The following is an 18659-nucleotide window of genomic DNA, read 5'->3' as shown; positions in this document are numbered from 1 at the left end:
CCTAATCTTTTATTATTTCATTGTCCACTTGACAGGGAGCTGTTCATAGTGCTACTACTTTGATTGTTTTTTTGATTTCTAGCTTAAAACTCTAACTAGTACCGTTTTGGAGGGGATACAAAATGCGATGTAATGATGTCATCCAGTTGTTCAGCAATACTTGCAAACTGCTGGTTTAAGTCCAAATTTTTGACACTAATCTGGTTTCCATGCATTTGGTAGACTTGATTAGGTTGAATATCTATATAGGTTTTAGCGTATAGAAGCATTCCCGCTACTGTATCGTTTGAATCTGACAGGCGATAAGCCTGATTTTTCACATAGGTAAAAATTTGGTATAGATTATTTGAATGGAGTGTGTGCTTATCAAAGCGAATCTGTGTGTTACTAGAATAATATTTAGCATCAATAATCAATATAGTATCTTTATATTTGAGGTAAATATCACTCTTCATGATGGGGAGCATTTCTCCAAAACCATCATCTAGTGCCCAAGGTATCTGAGAGGCGGTAACCTGTATTTGGGGATAATGCTTTTTATAATATCCAAGAATGAACTTCTCATATAGCAAGGATTCCCTCCGCTCATCAAGAAAATTCATCAATTTCTTATTCCCTTCCCTCTCTGTATGAATTAATCCATTCACTACCAAATAGCAGATTGACATTAGTAATTGATACGATTGATTGTTTCGATTATATTGTAAATTCCAATTGATTGAGTGTAGATTAATTTTTGAGACTTCTCCAAAGAAAACTAAGAGTTTTCTCAATTTCTTTTTCCTGTCCCTGCTTATATCAGCTTTTAGCAGTATCTCAATGCTTGCTTTGATAATGCGATTCATTGTGCTGTCAAGAGAAAAATCATCGTATTGGCAAACAAGTTGCTTTCTACGCCAATTCGGAGGTGTTAAAGATTCAGCGATATGTATTTTACCTTTAGGTGCCGAGAGTGACTCGGTTTGAGAACGATACTCTCGACCAAGTCCTCTTTTCACCTGTATCGAGAGGCTAATGATCATTATTTCCGCCAGTAGATCTGCAGCATTTTTAAATTCTTCAGTAGCGATCCGTTTATATTCCTGCTTATGAAGGATTTTGAATGCGTAGGATAGCATATAGTAGATATTTTGGACAGGTATCACTGGATGGTACTCCTTAACTTACTACTCCAATCATGAATTTTTGTCGGTTCATCAAACCAATATTCTTTCAAGAGGGGAATCAGTTCATATTCAACAATGGCTTCTAGCAAACCTTGGTCCAGTGCTTCTGCCGATAAACCGCAGAAGTAACTATGCCCAATACAGAAGCTATCTCCTAGTACTTCCTCTGTTGAAATGGCCTGATTTAGCTTTTCTACACAGGAAATGAGTCTATCGAATTTTTCGTTTTTCAGATTTGTTTGATAATATTTGAATCCCGCAGTTGAAAAACCTGGCTTAATGTCAAAGAAGGCAAAGCGACGTCTCAGTGCATAATCAAGTAGGGCTAAACTCCTATCTGCGGTATTCATCATGCCGATGATATATAGATTTTCTGGAATTGAGAATTGCTCATCCGAGTAGAGGAGCTGTAAAGACTTGCCTCGTTTGTCATTTTCTATCAGCATAAACAGTTCACCAAAAATTTTGCTCAAATTTCCCCTGTTTATTTCATCAATAATAAAGAAATAATCATGCCCCTTGTCAGATTCTGCTTTTTTGCAGAAAGTATAGAATGCCCCCCTTCTCAGCTCAAAGCCACTTGTCGAAGGTCTAAAGCCCATGATGAAGTCCTCGTAGGAATAGCTTTGGTGAAACTGAATTGTCATGACCCTTTCTAAATCTGGCTTACCCATTAATGAAAATGCTAGGCGTTCTGCAACAAACGTCTTTCCAACTCCTGGTGCTCCTTGTAAGATGATATTCTTTTTCATTTGGAGTATGGAGGTTAATTGATCATACTCTTCTTCTGTCATATAGACTTCTGATAGGAAGTGATTTTTCGTATAGCTATCTTCTACTACCTCTTCTCCACCTATCTCGTTTCCAGTATCAGCTTCATCAGCCAGTGGAGAAATTGCTCTAGCGCTTCTTTCCTTCTCTTCTTGATTGATCTGTTTAGAGTATTTCCAAGCCATGGCTGATAATTCTTTAAAATCTTTCAGTTTGCTCTCTGCACTGTTTAAATAATGATGCATAGAGTCCGATATATAAAAATAATCATCGGCAGAAATTTTTGACTTCATCTTTGGTAGTTTTTTGATGACATCAGTAGGAATCTCCCCAGATTCGTACACATACCACTTATTTCTGCTATCTAAGTTCAAGAAAAAGTCAGGAGCAATCCAATACAAGGCCATCGTAATCTTGCTGTTGCCATTTCCTTTCTTGTTTATAGCCAAATCAAAATAGTGTGAAAATTTTTCTTTCTTCTCAGCCGTAGGCTCCTTGCTATAGGTCAAAGCAGCAATGAAAAGTTCCCATAAGTCATCAATATCTTTCTCATCACGATCTCCGATGAAGTAATAGAAAGTCGCATTCTGATTATTCAGTACTGGTATGCTTTCAAAAGAGGATGGGATTTCCGCTTGGAGGTGGAATAATTCTGCTATAGCTGTCAGAATTTTGATGCGATTCTTCTCTTTTATTTGCTTATTGAAGAGTCCAAATATCGTAAAAGGATCAATATCTATCAGTTGATTGTCCTTTTCTAACGTGGGCATATGTATCTTTGTTTTGGTATAGATAGCTTTCACTTTCTCAACCAGTTCTGCTCTGTTATCTTTATAGTCTACTAATTTCCAAGCAAATTCCTTATAAAAGTTTACCCAATTGAATTGATTTTGTTCATCCATAGTATCCTCCAACGGTGTTGTATCTACACCTATTAAATTATGAGTTCGAATTTACCTATATTTTATCATTAAACATTCCTGTCGTAAACTTAGAATTTATATACTTGTGTAACCGTTTAATGCGGTACCTCAAAATAGTTGCTTTTGATATTTTTATATGATAATATGTGAATGAAAACGTTTTAGAAAGGTGTGATGGCTGTGCTGAAATACTCGAAAGTGCTGTTACTTGTCTTGCTTATTGCTACTGGTCTATCTTGTATCGGAATCTACTGGCTTGGAAAAGAGCAAAATAGACTATTAAATGAGCAGTGTCATTCCTTGAACATACGTATTATTAATGATCTAGGAACAAAAATTGATGCCATTGGTGGTCCGCAAAATCCGCGTATCATTGGATTCTATCAACGAGATGCCACTACTGCTATCAGTCAGCGGATTGGTAAAGCTTCTGAGGAGGAACTGAAAATAGCTAAACCTGATAATCTATTCCAGAAAGAGTGGATTGTTCTCTATCCTCAAACGCGTAGCAGTCCCTTTGAAAATACTTCTGCCTATGCAGTAATGAAAACCAGTATCAAGGCTGAATGGCTCCATGTGACTACTTCGTCAGAGACGGAATTAGATATTTTTTATGAGAAGGCAGATGAAAGCTTGCTGACCTTGGAAGACTTGGTGCAAGACAAGGAGAGTTTTCGTACTACACTAAAAACAATCCTAGTTTCAGCTAAAAATGAGGCTGAAATTCAAGTTCAAAAAGATATTTTAGAAATGTTTGAGAGTGATGATTGGTCTGCTATTCCCTTTGCTTACACTGAAAAATCTCTGATATTGGAGAAAGCTATCATTTCAATTTCTGCATTTGTAGATAATTTAAATCCCTACTATTTTTCAGAACAAACCCTTGCAGATTTGCGTTTATCAGAAGAATCGCGTCAGGCTTTGGAAGATTCGGTAGATAAGACAATTATCACCTATCCTTGAATAAACGGTGGGAGTGGGAAAGTCGTCATGGATGTCTTTCCCAGCTTCTTTATATTTTCGTTTAACAAATTAAACATTTTTGTGGATTTGAAAAATATTTTTTGTTATACTTGTGTTATGAAAACATCAACACTTGGAAAGTTACTAGAATTACCAAATTTTCACCACTTCTACACCGTTCCAATTAGAGAAAATACGGAGTCTTCTGGAAATTATATAATTGTTTTTGAACAGGACAAGCAACCTGTATTTGTTGATTTGAAAAATGAGACTGGTCACACTCGTGAGGTACGCTTTGCCAGTCATTTTGACAGCGCCGGTCTTCTGGTTGGATTAGGAGCCATTCCTATCAATTATTGGCCTACCTGCCAGATTCTTGGTGTGAAGAAAAATAATAATCGACGAGGACTTAGTCTATCTAGTCTGATGGATGGTTATGGACGTCTACTTATTTTTAAGGAAATGGCAGAGCGTTATAGAGCGCGTGGACAGTCAACCATTTATGACCCCTACCGATATTCGTATACTATTGATGAGAAAAAGGTTATTAAGGATAATCAATTAACCCTTATTCCAAAGAAAGAATACGAAAAGATAAAAGATTTTCATCCTTTTTTGCAAACAAAGCATGGAAATGTTTATGCAGTTCCTTGTTTCTACCAAGACAGAAAACGAAATCAGATAACTAAAATATATATTATGGGCTGGTACTTTTATGAGAAGCAATTAAAAATATCTTGGAAACCTTCTCATTCTCGTAAAAGCCGCTGGCGTTCTTCGCTTGTTTCAGTTGATAAATTATCGGACCGCTTCTTCTTTCAAGGAGAATTGTATAAAAAATGAACCTATCCAGTGTTCCTTGAAGACCTCACAATAAAAAATAAGGCCTACCAACATCGCCTGGATAGGGAGTTTGCAGCCTTTTTAAGTATTATTGAAGAACAAAAACGGAGAGCACAGCTCCGTGTTAAGTAGAAAATGGTTAGGTTGGTAAATTACCGACTATCATTTTTACGATTATCTTTTAGTTTTACAACGACTCGAAACTGGCGATCAGGATGATTTTCTGTATTAGACATCTGAATACGTGCCTCTAGAATATCGCCGTGTCCAAAATAGATTAACCGACTGATTAGTGAGTTTTTATCCGATGGAATATATCCTAACTTTGTGCCCTGATAAAAGATTGCTACAGCTTCTGAGTCATGTGGGTTTGACGGCTCTCCGACTAGCTGAACAGGTGTTCCTGGTTTGAGTTGGTCGATTACATCTAGTCCATCATAGTAGGCAAAGGCTGCCAAATGAAAATCTTGAACATTGCGTGTTGGTTCAAATGATGTGAATGTCATGTCTAACCTCCTAGAGAATCATTATGGTTGATAAACAATTTGATAATCTGCATTGATAATGACACCGTTTTGGTAAATAGTGTAACGGGCATTATCATCGCCTTCCAAAATATTATAAGGAATAGATTCGGTGCGCGTGTAGTTACCTTCAATGACGCGCCAATTGTTTTCGCCTAAAATTGAGTTGGCATAATCAATCGTTTTTGGTCCACTATCCAACTGGACGCCTGTTTCAGTATTTTTTAATGGGTCTATACCGCTAGTGGCTGAATTAGTCAAGCGATAATAAACATCTACCACGTCTGCGTCTGCTGCTGTTTCTTGGCTTATTACAATCATTCTATCGCGCGTAGAGTCAGTAGTGTCTGTCTCAGTTGTATTTACTTGTGTTCCTTTGGGGATCATTAATAGTGTTACATCGCCAATCGTTGCGTCTACATAGCCTGTTTCAAAAATTCCGTCAGTTATTTTTCCGCGGCCAAGTAAGGACTGGCTATCTGCTACTAATCCTTTGCTATTGAAGACTAGTGAATTTCCTTGGCTATTTTGCCAGGTGCCTAGTATACTATCGTAATTGCCTTGCATTAGAGCATCTATATCCATAGAACTAAGAGAAATCTCACGTTGGATTGTTGATGAAGTGCTTGTATTGGCATTAGAAACCTGGGTATCAGCAGTTGAGGTACTTGCGGAACTGCCCTTCTTTTCAGTTTGACAGGCAGAAAGCGACATGATAGTGAGCAAGCCAAGAGCGAGTGCTAAATATTTTCTTTTCATTCTAGCTATCTCCCCTCTAATCCCTATGAATAGTAAAGCCAGTTGCCTGCTTGGTTGCCATAATGGTCATATCAGAAATCTGCATGTGTGCAGGTTGATTTGCAACAAATAGCGTACAGTTGGCAATATCATCTGCTTGAAGAGCATCAATTCCTTGATAAACTGTCGCTGCTCTCTCTTTATCTCCATGAAAACGGACTTGGCTAAAATCAGTCTCAACGATACCGGGTTGTAACGTAGTTACCTTGATATTTTTATCAATCGTGTCAATACGGATCCCGTCTGAAAGCACCTTGACAGCTGATTTGGTTGCAGCATAGACAGCAGCTCCTGCATAGGCGTAAATACCGGCTGTTGATCCAATATTGATAATATGACCCTCATTATTTTCAACCATTTGTGGCAATAACTGACGTGTCACAGTTAGTAATCCTTTAATATTGGTATCAATCATTGTCATCATGTCAGTCAAATCATAGTCTTGGAATTTGTCCAATCCCAATGCCAGGCCAGCATTGTTTACCAAAATATGAATTTGTCCAACTTCTTCTAAGATTTTTTGACAAATTACAATCGTTTGTTCCATATTCGTAACATCAAATGAATGAACTGATACCTGAACATGGTATTGCTTTTCAATATCTTGCTTAATTTCTTCTAGTTTGTCCAATCTTCGTCCTGTAATGATGATATTATCACCATTAGCAGCAAACACATAAGCGATTGCTTTGCCAATGCCACTACTTGCACCTGTAATCAATACATTTCGTTTCATCACTCTGTCTCCTATTCTCTTTATTATACTACAATTTTACCTAGTTTGTAAAAATGCTGTAGTTAAAAAACTCATCAGATTTCCGATGAGTTTGATAGGTATTAAAATAAATTAATGAGGCGCATCAGGTGCATATTAAAACGAACCTGTCTAGCATAGTAGATATTTCCACCATTTACATATAACTTCCCACCATTTAGCAAAGCCAAAGGATGAAAATAGGTATACGTTTCTTCTGTAGTATTCCCTAAGCTTGGTGCTACTACTGTTCTGGAGTATTCTTTCGCTAAAGAGAGTGTATGTTCTCCACCATGCTCAGCAATATAGTCAATATAGGCTGGACCGAAGTTATACGCCTGAACTGCTGTCCAAACCTCTACTCCTTTTTCCTCAGCCAACCGTAGGTTTTCTGTCAGGTAGATAATTCCTTGCCGGATACTCTCTCTACTATCCGTGATGGTGTTAGCATAGCCAGTAGCGGACTCACTTGATTGCATGACATCTGCTTCTTGTCCCTTGGTTTCTGTGTAAATCATTGCTAGGACTAGTTCTTCATTAGCTGGTGTGTCGTTTTCTGCCAATACTTCTTGTACCATAGTTTGATAGGTCATCACTTGCTTTACTGCACTGTAGGTTTGATAGAATTTGTAACCGAGAAAAATCAGTAAAAGAAGTATCAGCGTACGTATCAGTTTTTTCATTTACTTGCTCTTTATGTCTTCAATATTTTTGATAAGAATAGAATAGGTTCCGTTATCATTTTGAATAAACTCAACCGATTCTGCATCCTTATAGATTGCATTTGGCACAATCAACTCAATTCCGTTTGATAAAGATAGCTTCTGATTTTCAAATTTCTTTAGTTGACGGCTACTATCAATTTCATCGAAGGAAATCTTATCAGGTATGACCTCTTTCAGTTGATTGACGAAATTTAAACGAGCAGTCAGGTTGTTGTCGAATAACTGATCAGCCAATTTTTCAGGTGAAAGCTCGTTATCTTCTTCCAAATTGTTGAAAATAGCTGACTTGACTTTCGATTGAAATTGAAAATCACCTTGATGGAAATTGTCAGCAATCTTCTGTGCAGTTTGCTCTACTGCTTTGATTGATTTTTTTGCAGAAATAGCTGGTGTAACTTGCAGAAGATTATCTGAGAAATAATTGAGGAAGGCTCCGTTATGTTTGATTCTTTTCTCAATCAAATGATACTTCCGCGTTTGAAGATTGACAATCAAGGCTTCATCAGGTGCTGAACCCGCTCCAGGTAAATTATTCTGGGTGATTTTTAAAGGACTTCCGCTTTCCAGACCAACGTGGGCGAGATTTTCACGTAGTGAGATTCTCAAAAAGGCAAAATGTTCAACACCATTTCGTTCAAACTCTATGAAAATGAGGTCATTGGTTTTTAAATTCTCAGAAATTGAAAATTCTTCTTTCCAGAGATTAGCAATCTTGACAGAGTTGGTCAGCAGGTCACCATCTAAATAGTCAAGAAAAGGATTGTCGGGGTTAAATTGTCCTGTTTTTGCTTCATCAGAAAAGACACGTTCAATCTTTTTACGCAAATATTCTTCTATTTTTGGGCTAACAGTCAAAAGCTGGTCGGCAAGGACCAGCTCTGTATCATCAGGACTAAATTGATGTATGATGGCTTTTTTTACATATATATCCATTATAAACCTTCGTAAAGTGGGAATTGATCTGTCAAAGCACGCACTTCTTGACGGACTTCCTCAAGAGCGGTTTCATTTTCTGCATTTTCAAGTGCTTTGATAGTTAGTTGTGCAACCTTGCGAGCTTCCTCTACTCCAAAACCGCGAGCAGTAATGGCCGCAGAGCCAATACGGATACCGCTTGTTTTGAATGGTGAGAGTTTTTCGTAAGGAATTGAGTTTTTATTGAGAGTAATATTTACTTCATCCAAGAGATGCTGAGCAACTTTACCATTTTCAACAACTTTGGTCACGTCAACGAGGAAGAGATGGTTGTCTGTTCCGCCTGTGATGACTTTAAAGTTAGGGTTAGCAAGGAAGACTTCGGCCATGGCCTTGCTGTTTTCAATCACTTTCTGAGCATAGTCTTTGAAAGCTGGGTCCAAAACTTCTTTGAAAGATACGGCTTTTGCAGCAATAACATGCTCTAATGGACCACCTTGGATGCCTGGGAAGATAGCTGAGTTGATTTTCTTGATGAGCTCTTCATCATTGGTCAAAATCAAACCACCACGTGGCCCACGAAGTGTTTTGTGAGTTGTTGTTGTTGTGATATGAGCGTGAGGAACTGGGTTTGGATGGAGACCAGCAGCTACAAGACCAGCAATATGGGCCATGTCCACCATCAATTTTGCACCAACTGCATCTGCAATTTCACGGAATTTTGCGAAATCAATGGTACGGGCATAAGCTGAAGCACCTGCGACAATCAATTTTGGCTGTACTTCTTTTGCTTGTTTTAAAATTGCATCGTAATCAAGCAAGCCAGTTTCTTCGTCAACATTGTAAGCGACAAAGTTATAAGTTTGACCCGAGAAGCTAACGGATGCACCGTGAGTCAAGTGACCACCTGCAGCTAAGTCCATCCCCATAACAGTGTCTCCTGGCTCAATCAAGGCCATGTAGGCAGCACAATTGGCCTGGCTTCCTGAGTGTGGCTGAACGTTAGCAAATTTTGCACCGAATATTTCTTTAGCACGTTCAATAGCTAAACTTTCAACTACGTCAACGCATTCCGTACCGCCATAGTAACGACGACCTGGGTAACCTTCTGCGTATTTATTGGTCAAAATAGAACCTTGAGCTGCCATAACAGCTTTAGAAACAACGTTTTCAGACGCAATCAATTCGATATTATTTTGTTGGCGTTTTTCTTCAGCTTGGATAGCTTCCCAAACTTCTTTATCAAATTCTTTGTAGTTAACTTTGTCAAAAATCATGTGCGGTACTCCTTTGTATTGGGCTAAATGTGCTTGATAAAACGCTTCTGCATTTTATCGGAGTGATAGCCATTCTTTTCGTAGAAAAGATGGGCTTGGAGACGACTTTCAGCAGAATTGAGGCGAATAAAATGGTAGCCCTCTTTCTGTGCAATTTGCTCAACGGCTTTCAGCAGACTTGCTCCAATCCCTTGTCCTTGATGACTAGGCAAAACAGCTAGTCCCAGAATATTGAGGCCAGTATCCGAATAGAGACTTTCATAGACTTGTGCGTGAATGTAGCCTTGCACTGCGCCACTTATGTCATCTATATAGACCAATAAGATATGCCCCAATGTGCTCGTGCATCTAAAAAACTGTCGCTCAGTTTGTTCCAATGAACAATCATACCCTAAGGATTGAGCATTGATTTCTCGGATGACTACCAAGTCACCTTTCTCAATGGGACGAATCATAAAACTACCTCAAATTCTATTTCGGGAATGGCTTTCTGAATCTCTTCGCGGCTGATAGCGCCTTGGCGCAAAATCCGCGCTTTCTGTCCAGAAAGGTCCAAAATCGTTGAATCAATACCTGTCAGAGCTTGGTCATCCTTAATGCCAGGCAAATCAACTGAAAATTGTGCCTGGATGTCCGAAAACTTCTTGCCACTTTCTTGTCCTGAAACATTAGCTGATGGTCCGATTAAGGGACCCGTTTCCGCAATCAAACGTAAAGTTTTTTCGTGCTTTGGAAGACGAAATCCAACGGTATCCAGTCCAGAATTGACCCAAAACGGAACGTTTTTGTTCGCTTTTAGGATAATTGTTAGCGGTCCCGGCATAAATCTATTATACAGTTTTTCCAGATAATGGGGTGGATTTTGACTGAAAAAATAAATATCGTTCAGATTTGAGACGTTTAAGTTCATTGCCTTATCCCTCGGCCGCTGTTTCAACTGATAGACGCGATTGACTGCATCTTCATTCAAGGCTTGGGCAAAAAGCCCATAGACTGTTTCAGTTGGAAGGATAACAGCACCACCATTTTCAAGAATTGTTCGGAGTTTATCCATTGTCATCCGCGACAACCTTTCTATCTTGACCAAATTGGTCTTTGAGGACTCGAATTCGCTTTTTGGGGAAATGCAGAGCGAGTAAGTCAGTTAGGTCTTGCCCTTGCTTGTAGCCAATTTCAAAGTAGAGTTTTCCATTCTCCTTCAAAAATGTCCCTGCTTGCTCCGCAATTTGTCTATAAATAGCCAGTCCATCTTCTTCCGCAAATAAGGCCAGATGTGGCTCAAAAGTCAATACATTGAGTCCAACTTCATCTGTGTCATCTGGTGAGATGTAGGGCGGATTGGAAACAATGATGTCAAAATGCCCTGTCACTGCTTGCAAGACATCCGATTCTAGAAAGTGAACAGAGATTTGGTTGGTTCTTGCATTTTCCTGAGCCACTGCTAGGGCATCCTTTGAAATATCAACCGCAACCACCTCCCAATCAGGTCTAGCTTTTGCAAGGGAAATAGCTATGGCACCGCTTCCTGTACCGATGTCTAAAATACGCAAACCTGCTCCGCTATTTTCCTGCAAAATCAAATCAACTAATTCTTCCGTTTCAGGTCTTGGAATCAAGACTCGCTCATCCACTGCAAACTCCAAGCCATGAAAATCAGCCTTGCCGATAATGTACTGGGCAGGTCGGTGCTGGGAAAGTTGCTGAAAAATCGCATCAATCTCTTCTTTGTCAGTCGGTGTAACTTCCTGACGGAGCAGGAGGAGAAATTCTGTAAAGTTCAGTTCCTTTAAGCCACGAAAGGTGAAGGACAGGGATTCTGCCTCTTCACCGATTGCGACTAATTGTTCTTCGTATGCTGCAAATAATTGAGCGTAATTCATTATTTGTTAAGCTCTTCTAGTTTTTGCGTCTGATCGTAAAGTACAAGAGCATCTACGACTTCGTCCATCTTACCTGACAAGATGGTATCCAGCTTTTGCAAGGTCAAGCCGATACGGTGGTCTGTCACACGGTTTTGTGGGAAGTTGTAAGTACGGATACGCTCTGAACGGTCACCAGTACCAATGGTTGATTTACGCTCTGCATCCTGCTCATCTTGGGCAATCTGTGCAAAGTGGTCCGCAACACGGGCACGGATGATCTTCATGGCCTTTTCACGGTTTTTCTGCTGGGTCCGTTCTTCCTGCATCTCTACTTTGATGTTGGTTGGCAAGTGAACGATACGCACGGCAGTTGCAACCTTGTTGACGTTCTGTCCACCAGCACCAGATGCGTGGTAAATATCGACACGAAGATCTTTGGGATCGATATCATATTCCACTTCTTCAACTTCTGGCATGATGAGGACAGTTGCTGTTGAGGTGTGGACGCGACCTTGGCTTTCTGTCACAGGGACACGTTGGACACGGTGAGCTCCTGATTCATACTTGAGCTTTGAATAAACGGATTGACCAGAGACCATGGCAACTACTTCCTTGATACCGCCGACACCATTGTAAGAAGCCTCCATAACTTCAAAACGCCAGCCTTGACCTTCTGCATACTTTTGATACATGGTCAAAAGGTCTCCAGCAAATAGGGCGGCTTCATCACCACCTGCAGCACCACGGATTTCCAAGATGATGTTTTTGTCATCGTTAGGGTCTTTTGGTAAAAGAAGGATTTTCAGCTTTTCTTCGTAAGCCTCTTTGTCAGCTTTAGCTTGTTTGAGTTCTTCCTTAGCCATTTCCTCCAAATCAGCATCACCAGAAGATTCTTTAATCATCTCTTCTGCATCGACAATGTTTTGAAGTACAGTCTTATATTCGCGGTAGGCTGTTACTGTATCACGAGTTGCAGCCTCTTCCTTAGACAACTCCATAAAACGCTTGGTATCGCTGACCACATCAGGGTCAGACAACAATTCACCAAGTTCCTCATAGCGGTCCTCCACCGCCTGTAATTGATCATAGATGTTCATAATTTTAAGATATTAAGGGCGTTAAACGAACAAAGCAAAAATAGGAGTTTTGACGAAGGACGAAAGCGTCCTAGGAAAAACTATCTTTTTTGCACAGTTCGTAGCCCGTATTCAATTCCTTTCTAAATATTTGACCGAACACACTTCTAGTTAGCTTGTAGGGCGTGTTCATTTCCTTTCTGTAATATGTAAGTCATGAAAATTGGCACAGAGTCATAGGCAAATTCAGTTCTATACAGATGCTCAGTTTACAGCCGCTTCTCATTTCATTTTCAAAAATTAGGGTAAATCTTTAATTTCTGGTGAAAAATAATGTTTGCGACAGACAGGAATGTAGGTTTCATTGCCACCAATTTGGATTTGTTCTCCTTCATAAGTAGGTTTTCCATCCTGCGTTCTCAAAACCATTGTCGCTTTTTTAGAACAATATTGGCAGATTGTTTTGATTTCATCTAATTTATCAGCCAATAAGAGCAAATGTTGGGAACCTTCAAACAGTTCATTTCGGAAATCATTTTTAAGACCGAAAGCCATAACGGGTACATCTAATTCATCGACTACGCGAGCAAGTGCGTAGACATGATGACGTCGAAGAAATTGTGCTTCATCAATGAGAACACAGTAAGGACGCGGTTCCATTTTTTCAATAAAACCAAAGATATCCATATCATCGTCAATCGCCACTGCATCTCTTCTCATGCCTATACGACTGGATACAACACCAAAAGCATCACGAGTATCAAGTGCAGATGTCATGATAACAACAGGTTTTCCTTGTTCTTCATAGTTGTGGGCAACCTTTAAAATCTCAATGGTTTTTCCTGAGTTCATTGTCCCATATTTATAATATAATTGAGCCACTTTTCTCTTTCCAATCTTAAATTTTCACTCCCTCCATTTTATCATAAAATGGTCCTTATGGAAATAGAAAAACAAGCCCGTTTTGAGCTTGTTTGATATTAAGACCAGGGGAATGATAAGAAATTTCCGACACACTCAAAAATGATTTTAGCTGCCGTTGGTTTCCACTTGTAGAGCATAACACAACCATATATTAGGCAGTGAAAAGAAAATGCAAGAAACAAAGGTCCTTCCCATATACTCTCGGCAAAAACAGTTGCTACTAGATATAAACATAATCCAGCGAGTAGGAACGATAAAATCATACGGTATTTATAGGCCATGAGTAATCCCTCCTTTAAGGATAGTATAGCAAACGATGTAAACGCTGTCGATGTTTTTCTTATTCACACCCAACTCCATCTCCATCACGGTCTAAATGACTACCGTAACCTGGTTCTCCGCGATAGATTGGTGCAGCTCCTGCTTGTCTAACTGCCTTACAATTTGGATAATATGTGTTTTGAGATGGTGTAGCAGCAAATTGCTGAACTTGGCTTTGTGCTTCTGCTTCTGCAACTTTTTTCGCTTCGACGGCGAGACGTTCTTCCTCCTCTTTACGTGCTTTCTCAGCAATAGCTTTTTCAGCATTCCAATATTTGATAATGACTTTGCTATCTTTTTTGATGACCTTATCATTCATCTCGTTAAAAGATTTTCCATCAATCTCGACCGCAATGATTTGTCCATTTTTAGCAATTTCATTGGTCTCTGTTGCTACTTCAGATACTTGAGAAAAACCACCGTCAGTAAACATTTTTTTAGTATCTGCAGCTGTTTTCGTTGAAATGGATGATGGCAGTTCAGCGAAGCTAGAGAAATCGTAGTAGGTGATTACAATGGGGGTTGATTTTTTGCTGATAATCTCCTGTTTGGTGGGCAACTGAAGCTCTGCGCCACCGAGACTAATTTTTTGAATTTTTTCGTGCTTTGCTTTATCCTTGTCTGCAACAGCAGTCCACTTGATGTCTGTAAATCCTGCTGTTGTTAGCTGTTTTTCGAGCTCTGGTTTTGTTTTAGTCTCTGCTAGATTTTTTGGTATTTTGATGTTATCTTTGCTAACGTCAAAATAGGTTAATGTAACAGGGAGACTAGTAGAGTAAAAATGATTGGATTGATAGGTGTGATTTCCGATTTGAAGGCGATCAATCTTATCTTTTTTGTCCGCATTGCCTTCTTCTACTAGCAGAACAGGAGTTAGTTCGACTTGTTTAAAACCTGAATCTTTCAGCTCTTTCTCGACATCTGCTAAATTTTTAGAAGCTGGTAGGTTGAATTCAACGGCATCTTTTTTGGGAACATGGTAGGAGATTGTAATTGGGATATTTTTTAAAGCCCGTCCTTCCTTCCAATCTTCTCCGTCAACAGATACGAGTTCGACAAGATCGCTTTCACCTATTTTTCCAAATTCTAAATCAGTAATTTCCACCCCCTGAATATTTTTAAAACCTGCTTCTTGAAGATGTTTTACGACTGTTACATACTGTTGTCCATAAAGGTCATCTTTTTTCGGAAGCTCAGCAGTCATTAATTGTGAACCGATAAATGTTGTAAGTAGGACACCACCAGTTATTCCTGCTGTTTTCCGATTAAGAAACTTTCTAGATTTTTTTATTGACGTTTCGCTAACTATCTGAGTTGCTTTTTTCTTAAACATAAATCATTCTCCTTATTGTTAATCGCGATATTATTATAAAAAAATATAAATATATTTTGCAATACATTATGAAAATATCCTTGGAGAATCATAAAAACTATGGTACAATAAACGAAAAATAAAGGAGGAAATATATGCCGTTTGTACGTATTGATTTGTTTGAAGGACGCACAGAAGAACAAAAGATTGCCTTAGCACGTGAAGTTACCGAAGTTGTATCTCGTAATACTAATGCGCCCAAAGAAGCCATTCATGTCTTCATCAATGATATGCCTGAAGGGACTTACTACCCACAAGGCGAAATGAAACGTAAATAAGAGAAAACACTCTTGCAACAAAATGCAGGAGTGTTTCTTTGTATCAAGTTTATTTCTTATCGTCTTCATCCATGCTGAGAACGCTGAGGAAGGCTTCTTGTGGAACTTCGACAGAGCCGATGGCTTTCATCCGTTTCTTACCGGCTTTTTGTTTTTCGAGGAGTTTACGTTTACGGGAAACGTCACCACCATAACACTTAGCCAAAACGTTTTTGCGAAGCGCTTTGATGTCGCTACGGGCCACGATTTTCTGACCGATAGCAGCTTGGATTGGCACTTCAAACTGTTGACGAGGGATGATTTTCTTGAGTTTGTCCACGATAATTTTCCCACGTTCATAGGCAAATTCCTTGTGGACGATAAAGCTGAGAGCATCGACCTTATCCCCATTGAGGAGAATATCCATTTTCACCAACTTGGATGAACGGTATTCAGAAATCTCATAGTCGAAGCTGGCATAACCACGAGTGGATGACTTAAGCTTGTCAAAGAAGTCAAAGACAATCTCCGCAAGTGGAATTTGGTAGATAACATTGACACGGTTATCATCGATATAATCCATAGTCACAAAGTCACCACGTTTCCGCTGAGCCAATTCCATGACTGCACCGACGTATTCCTGCGGTACCATGATTTGTGCCTTAACATATGGTTCTTCGATAGTTGCAATCTTGGTTGGGTCTGGGAATTCGGACGGGTTGGCTACATCAATCATTTCACCGTCCGTCATGTTGACATGGTAGACTACCGACGGTGCTGTCATGATGAGGTCAATGTTAAATTCGCGCTCAATCCGTTCTTGAATAACATCCATGTGCAAGAGACCTAAGAAGCCACAACGGAAACCAAAGCCGAGGGCCTGCGATGTTTCAGGTTCGAACTGCAAGCTGGCATCGTTGAGCTGGAGCTTTTCCAGGGCTTCACGGAGGTCATTGTACTTGTTGGAATCAATTGGATAGATACCTGCAAAGACCATTGGGTTCATCTGCTTGTAGCCTGAGAGTGGCTCGCTGGCAGGATTTTCCGCCAAAGTCACTGTATCACCGACACGGGTATCAGCCACAGTCTTGATAGAAGCTGCGATATAGCCAACATCTCCAACTGCTAGGAAATCACGACCAATGGCTTTTGGTGTGAAAATTCCAACTTCTGTTACATCAAAGTTCTTGCCATTGCTCATCATCTGGATGGTATCGCCTGGCTTCACGACACCATTGACAATACGAACTTGGAGGATGACCCCGCGATAGGGATCATAGACAGAGTCAAAAATTAAGGCCTGCAATGGGGCTTCAACATCACCTGTTGGAGCGGGAACTTTCTCTACGATTTGTTCAAGAATCTCTTCAATACCAATTCCCGATTTAGCTGAAGCGGGAACCGCTTCCGAAGCATCCAAACCAATGACATCTTCAATTTCTTGACGAACACGCTCAGGATCGGCAGCTGGTAGATCAATCTTATTAATAACTGGCAAGATTTCAAGATCATTATCCAGAGCCAAATAAACATTTGCAAGTGTTTGTGCTTCAATGCCTTGGGCTGCATCAACTACCAGAATTGCTCCTTCACAGGCAGCAAGCGAACGAGAAACTTCATAGGTAAAGTCAACGTGTCCTGGAGTGTCTATCAAATGAAAGATATAGGTTTCTCCATCTTTGGCGGTATAGTTAAGCTCGATAGCATTTAGCTTAATGGTTATGCCGCGTTCACGTTCCAAATCCATGCTATCTAACAATTGAGCCTGCATTTCACGACTAGAAACTGTTTCTGTCTTTTCGAGTATGCGGTCGGCCAAGGTTGATTTACCATGGTCGATGTGGGCAATAATGGAGAAATTACGAATTTTCTCCTGTCGTTTTTTCAAATCTTCTAAATTCATGTTTCTTCCTCTACAAGGGTATTACTCTTTATTATATCAGAAATACCAAGAACTTGCCATAAGAAAAACGGGAGTGGGAAAGAACTCCTGCATTCATAGAAGAGTTCGTCTTCCCACCCCCGCACAGTTGATTAGGACAGATTTGGAGTGTGAAACACGAACAAATCTGCCAATCAACCACTGCGCTGAGATGTTGACATAAACTTTGTGTAGGATTGCTGTGGTTGAACTGCTCTGCTATTTTCCCAGCCAAAGACCGATCTCGCGTTCGGCTGCTTCTGCACTATCTGAGCCATGAACGACATTTGCCACAATTCCCTCAACGGGCGCTGTCGCAAAATCTCCACGAATAGTCCCAGGTCGGGCGTTTACTGGATTGGTAGCTCCCATCATATCTCGCCAAGATTTGATAACTTCTGGCCCTTCTATAATGCCAGCTATCATCGGCCCGCTCGTCATATATTGTACTAATTGCGGGAAGAAAGGTTTATCTGTCAAATGTTCATAATGTTGACTGATTAGCTCTTCAGTCGCTGTAACCATTTTTAAATCTTGGATTTGAAATCCCCTGCGTTCGATACGTGAAAGAATTTGTCCTGCAAGTCCACGCTTAAGAGCATCTGGTTTGATGATGATGAAAGTACGTTCCATGATTTTTCTCCTGAACTGTTTATTAGATGTTACTTAAGATAGCATCCCATGCCTGATCGTATCCGTGACGAGTCTCAGAAGAAAAGATAACGAATTGATCATTTTTATCAAAATCCAATTTCTTTTTAATCATCGATTCGTGTTTATTCCACTTTCCTCGTGGGATTTTATCAGCCTTCGTTGCCACAATAATAACAGGAATTTCATAATATTTCAAGAAATCATACATTTGAACATCATCTGCTGATGGCTCATGACGCATGTCTACCAAACTCACCACAACACGTAGATTTTCTCGTGTCGTCAAATACTCTTCGATCATTTTGCCCCACTTAGCACGCTCAGTTTTGGATACTTTAGCATAGCCATAACCTGGAACATCTACGAATCGAATTTTATCATCTATATTATAAAAATTGAGTTGTTGAGTCTTTCCTGGTTTTCCTGACGTACGTGCAAGATTTTTTCTTCCTAGAAGAGTATTGATAAATGAGGATTTTCCAACGTTAGATCGCCCGGCAAGGGCAATTTCTGGAATGTCATCGCCAGGATACTGGGCTTTTGAAACAGCACTGAGCAAAATCTCAGCATTATGTGTGTTGATTTGCATTTTATACCTTTCATAAATAAGGGT

19 protein-coding genes and 1 pseudogene are annotated in these 18659 nt (G+C 39.8%); 3 read left to right on the top strand and 17 right to left on the bottom strand.

Annotated elements, in window-relative coordinates; all coding sequences use genetic code 11:
• Positions 1–95: 95 nt before the first annotated feature.
• Together mcrC and ODU45_RS00265 are read right to left on the bottom strand one after the other, a co-directional pair.
• Positions 96–1145: a 5-methylcytosine-specific restriction endonuclease system specificity protein McrC gene (mcrC, locus tag ODU45_RS00270; protein ID WP_398580520.1), complete on the bottom strand. Its 1050-nt coding sequence runs from the start codon at positions 1143–1145 to the stop codon at positions 96–98.
• Positions 1142–2839, bottom strand: coding sequence for an AAA family ATPase (locus ODU45_RS00265; protein ID WP_398580519.1), 1698 nt, complete (start codon positions 2837–2839; stop codon positions 1142–1144). The genes mcrC and ODU45_RS00265 overlap by 4 nt, the downstream gene beginning before the upstream one ends.
• A 195-nt stretch (positions 2840–3034) precedes the next feature.
• Here ODU45_RS00265 and ODU45_RS00260 point away from each other — a divergent pair, with 195 nt between their 5' ends.
• A complete protein-coding gene (locus tag ODU45_RS00260; RefSeq protein ID WP_398580518.1) occupies positions 3035–3823 on the top strand; it encodes a hypothetical protein in 789 nt (262 codons plus the stop codon).
• A 27-nt stretch (positions 3824–3850) separates the two neighbouring features.
• Positions 3851–4798, top strand: a pseudogene (locus tag ODU45_RS00255) (hypothetical protein).
• 20 nt (positions 4799–4818) lie between these two features.
• Here ODU45_RS00255 and ODU45_RS00250 read toward each other — a convergent pair.
• From ODU45_RS00250 to ODU45_RS00195, 12 genes are all read right to left on the bottom strand, one after another.
• Complete coding sequence (locus ODU45_RS00250; protein ID WP_002943204.1) at positions 4819–5172, bottom strand: HIRAN domain-containing protein; 354 nt, start codon at positions 5170–5172, stop codon at positions 4819–4821.
• A 21-nt stretch (positions 5173–5193) separates the two neighbouring features.
• A complete protein-coding gene (locus tag ODU45_RS00245) occupies positions 5194–5949 on the bottom strand; it encodes a DUF6287 domain-containing protein (RefSeq protein ID WP_105211775.1) in 756 nt (251 codons plus the stop codon).
• A gap of 16 nt (positions 5950–5965) precedes the next feature.
• Entirely contained in the window at positions 5966–6724 is a 759-nt protein-coding gene (locus ODU45_RS00240) for an SDR family NAD(P)-dependent oxidoreductase (RefSeq protein ID WP_398580517.1), read from the bottom strand.
• A gap of 101 nt (positions 6725–6825) precedes the next feature.
• A complete protein-coding gene (locus ODU45_RS00235) occupies positions 6826–7425 on the bottom strand; it encodes a lysozyme family protein (RefSeq protein WP_002934990.1) in 600 nt (199 codons plus the stop codon).
• Positions 7426–8400 (bottom strand): nucleoid-associated protein, encoded by a 975-nt coding sequence (locus tag ODU45_RS00230; protein ID WP_398580516.1) that lies wholly within the window; start codon positions 8398–8400, stop codon positions 7426–7428.
• Positions 8400–9659, bottom strand: a complete 1260-nt coding sequence (gene glyA / locus ODU45_RS00225) for a serine hydroxymethyltransferase (RefSeq protein WP_014637944.1) — start codon at positions 9657–9659, stop codon at positions 8400–8402. The genes ODU45_RS00230 and glyA overlap by 1 nt, the downstream gene beginning before the upstream one ends.
• Positions 9660–9682: 23 nt before the next feature.
• Positions 9683–10114: a GNAT family N-acetyltransferase gene (locus ODU45_RS00220; protein WP_015646854.1), complete on the bottom strand. Its 432-nt coding sequence runs from the start codon at positions 10112–10114 to the stop codon at positions 9683–9685.
• Positions 10111–10719, bottom strand: a complete 609-nt coding sequence (locus tag ODU45_RS00215) for an L-threonylcarbamoyladenylate synthase (RefSeq protein WP_398580515.1) — start codon at positions 10717–10719, stop codon at positions 10111–10113. Before ODU45_RS00215 ends, ODU45_RS00220 begins: the two co-directional genes overlap by 4 nt.
• Positions 10706–11539 carry a peptide chain release factor N(5)-glutamine methyltransferase gene (gene prmC, locus ODU45_RS00210; RefSeq protein WP_398580514.1) on the bottom strand — a complete coding sequence of 278 codons (834 nt, stop codon included), beginning with the start codon at positions 11537–11539 and terminating at the stop codon, positions 10706–10708. Before prmC ends, ODU45_RS00215 begins: the two co-directional genes overlap by 14 nt.
• Positions 11539–12618: a peptide chain release factor 1 gene (prfA, locus tag ODU45_RS00205; protein ID WP_015646857.1), complete on the bottom strand. Its 1080-nt coding sequence runs from the start codon at positions 12616–12618 to the stop codon at positions 11539–11541. The genes prmC and prfA overlap by 1 nt, the downstream gene beginning before the upstream one ends.
• Positions 12619–12897: 279 nt before the next feature.
• Complete coding sequence (locus ODU45_RS00200; protein ID WP_012028098.1) at positions 12898–13479, bottom strand: thymidine kinase; 582 nt, start codon at positions 13477–13479, stop codon at positions 12898–12900.
• 382 nt (positions 13480–13861) lie between these two features.
• The gene (locus ODU45_RS00195) at positions 13862–15175 is read right to left on the bottom strand and encodes an excalibur calcium-binding domain-containing protein (RefSeq protein ID WP_398580513.1); all 1314 of its coding nucleotides are present in this window, start codon (positions 15173–15175) and stop codon (positions 13862–13864) included.
• Positions 15176–15309: 134 nt separating this feature from the next.
• On the opposite strand from ODU45_RS00195, the gene ODU45_RS00190 reads away from it, so the two are divergent.
• On the top strand, positions 15310–15492 hold the full coding sequence (locus tag ODU45_RS00190; protein WP_002934978.1) for a 4-oxalocrotonate tautomerase: 183 nt from the start codon (positions 15310–15312) through the stop codon (positions 15490–15492).
• Between the two features lie 49 nt (positions 15493–15541).
• Here ODU45_RS00190 and lepA read toward each other — a convergent pair whose 3' ends face one another.
• The 3 genes from lepA to yihA all read right to left on the bottom strand — a co-directional run bounded on the left by lepA (position 15542) and on the right by yihA (position 18635).
• Positions 15542–17374: a translation elongation factor 4 gene (gene lepA / locus ODU45_RS00185; protein WP_398580512.1), complete on the bottom strand. Its 1833-nt coding sequence runs from the start codon at positions 17372–17374 to the stop codon at positions 15542–15544.
• 237 nt (positions 17375–17611) lie between these two features.
• A complete protein-coding gene (ndk, locus tag ODU45_RS00180; protein ID WP_398580511.1) occupies positions 17612–18025 on the bottom strand; it encodes a nucleoside-diphosphate kinase in 414 nt (137 codons plus the stop codon).
• 22 nt (positions 18026–18047) lie between these two features.
• A complete protein-coding gene (gene yihA / locus ODU45_RS00175; RefSeq protein ID WP_014637952.1) occupies positions 18048–18635 on the bottom strand; it encodes a ribosome biogenesis GTP-binding protein YihA/YsxC in 588 nt (195 codons plus the stop codon).
• Positions 18636–18659 lie beyond the last annotated feature (24 nt).

It is taken from the genome of Streptococcus sp. 2022WUSS135 (genome assembly GCF_044427045.1).
GTDB lineage: Bacteria > Bacillota > Bacilli > Lactobacillales > Streptococcaceae > Streptococcus > Streptococcus hashimotonensis.
This window is presented reverse-complemented; position numbering and strand designations above follow the sequence as displayed.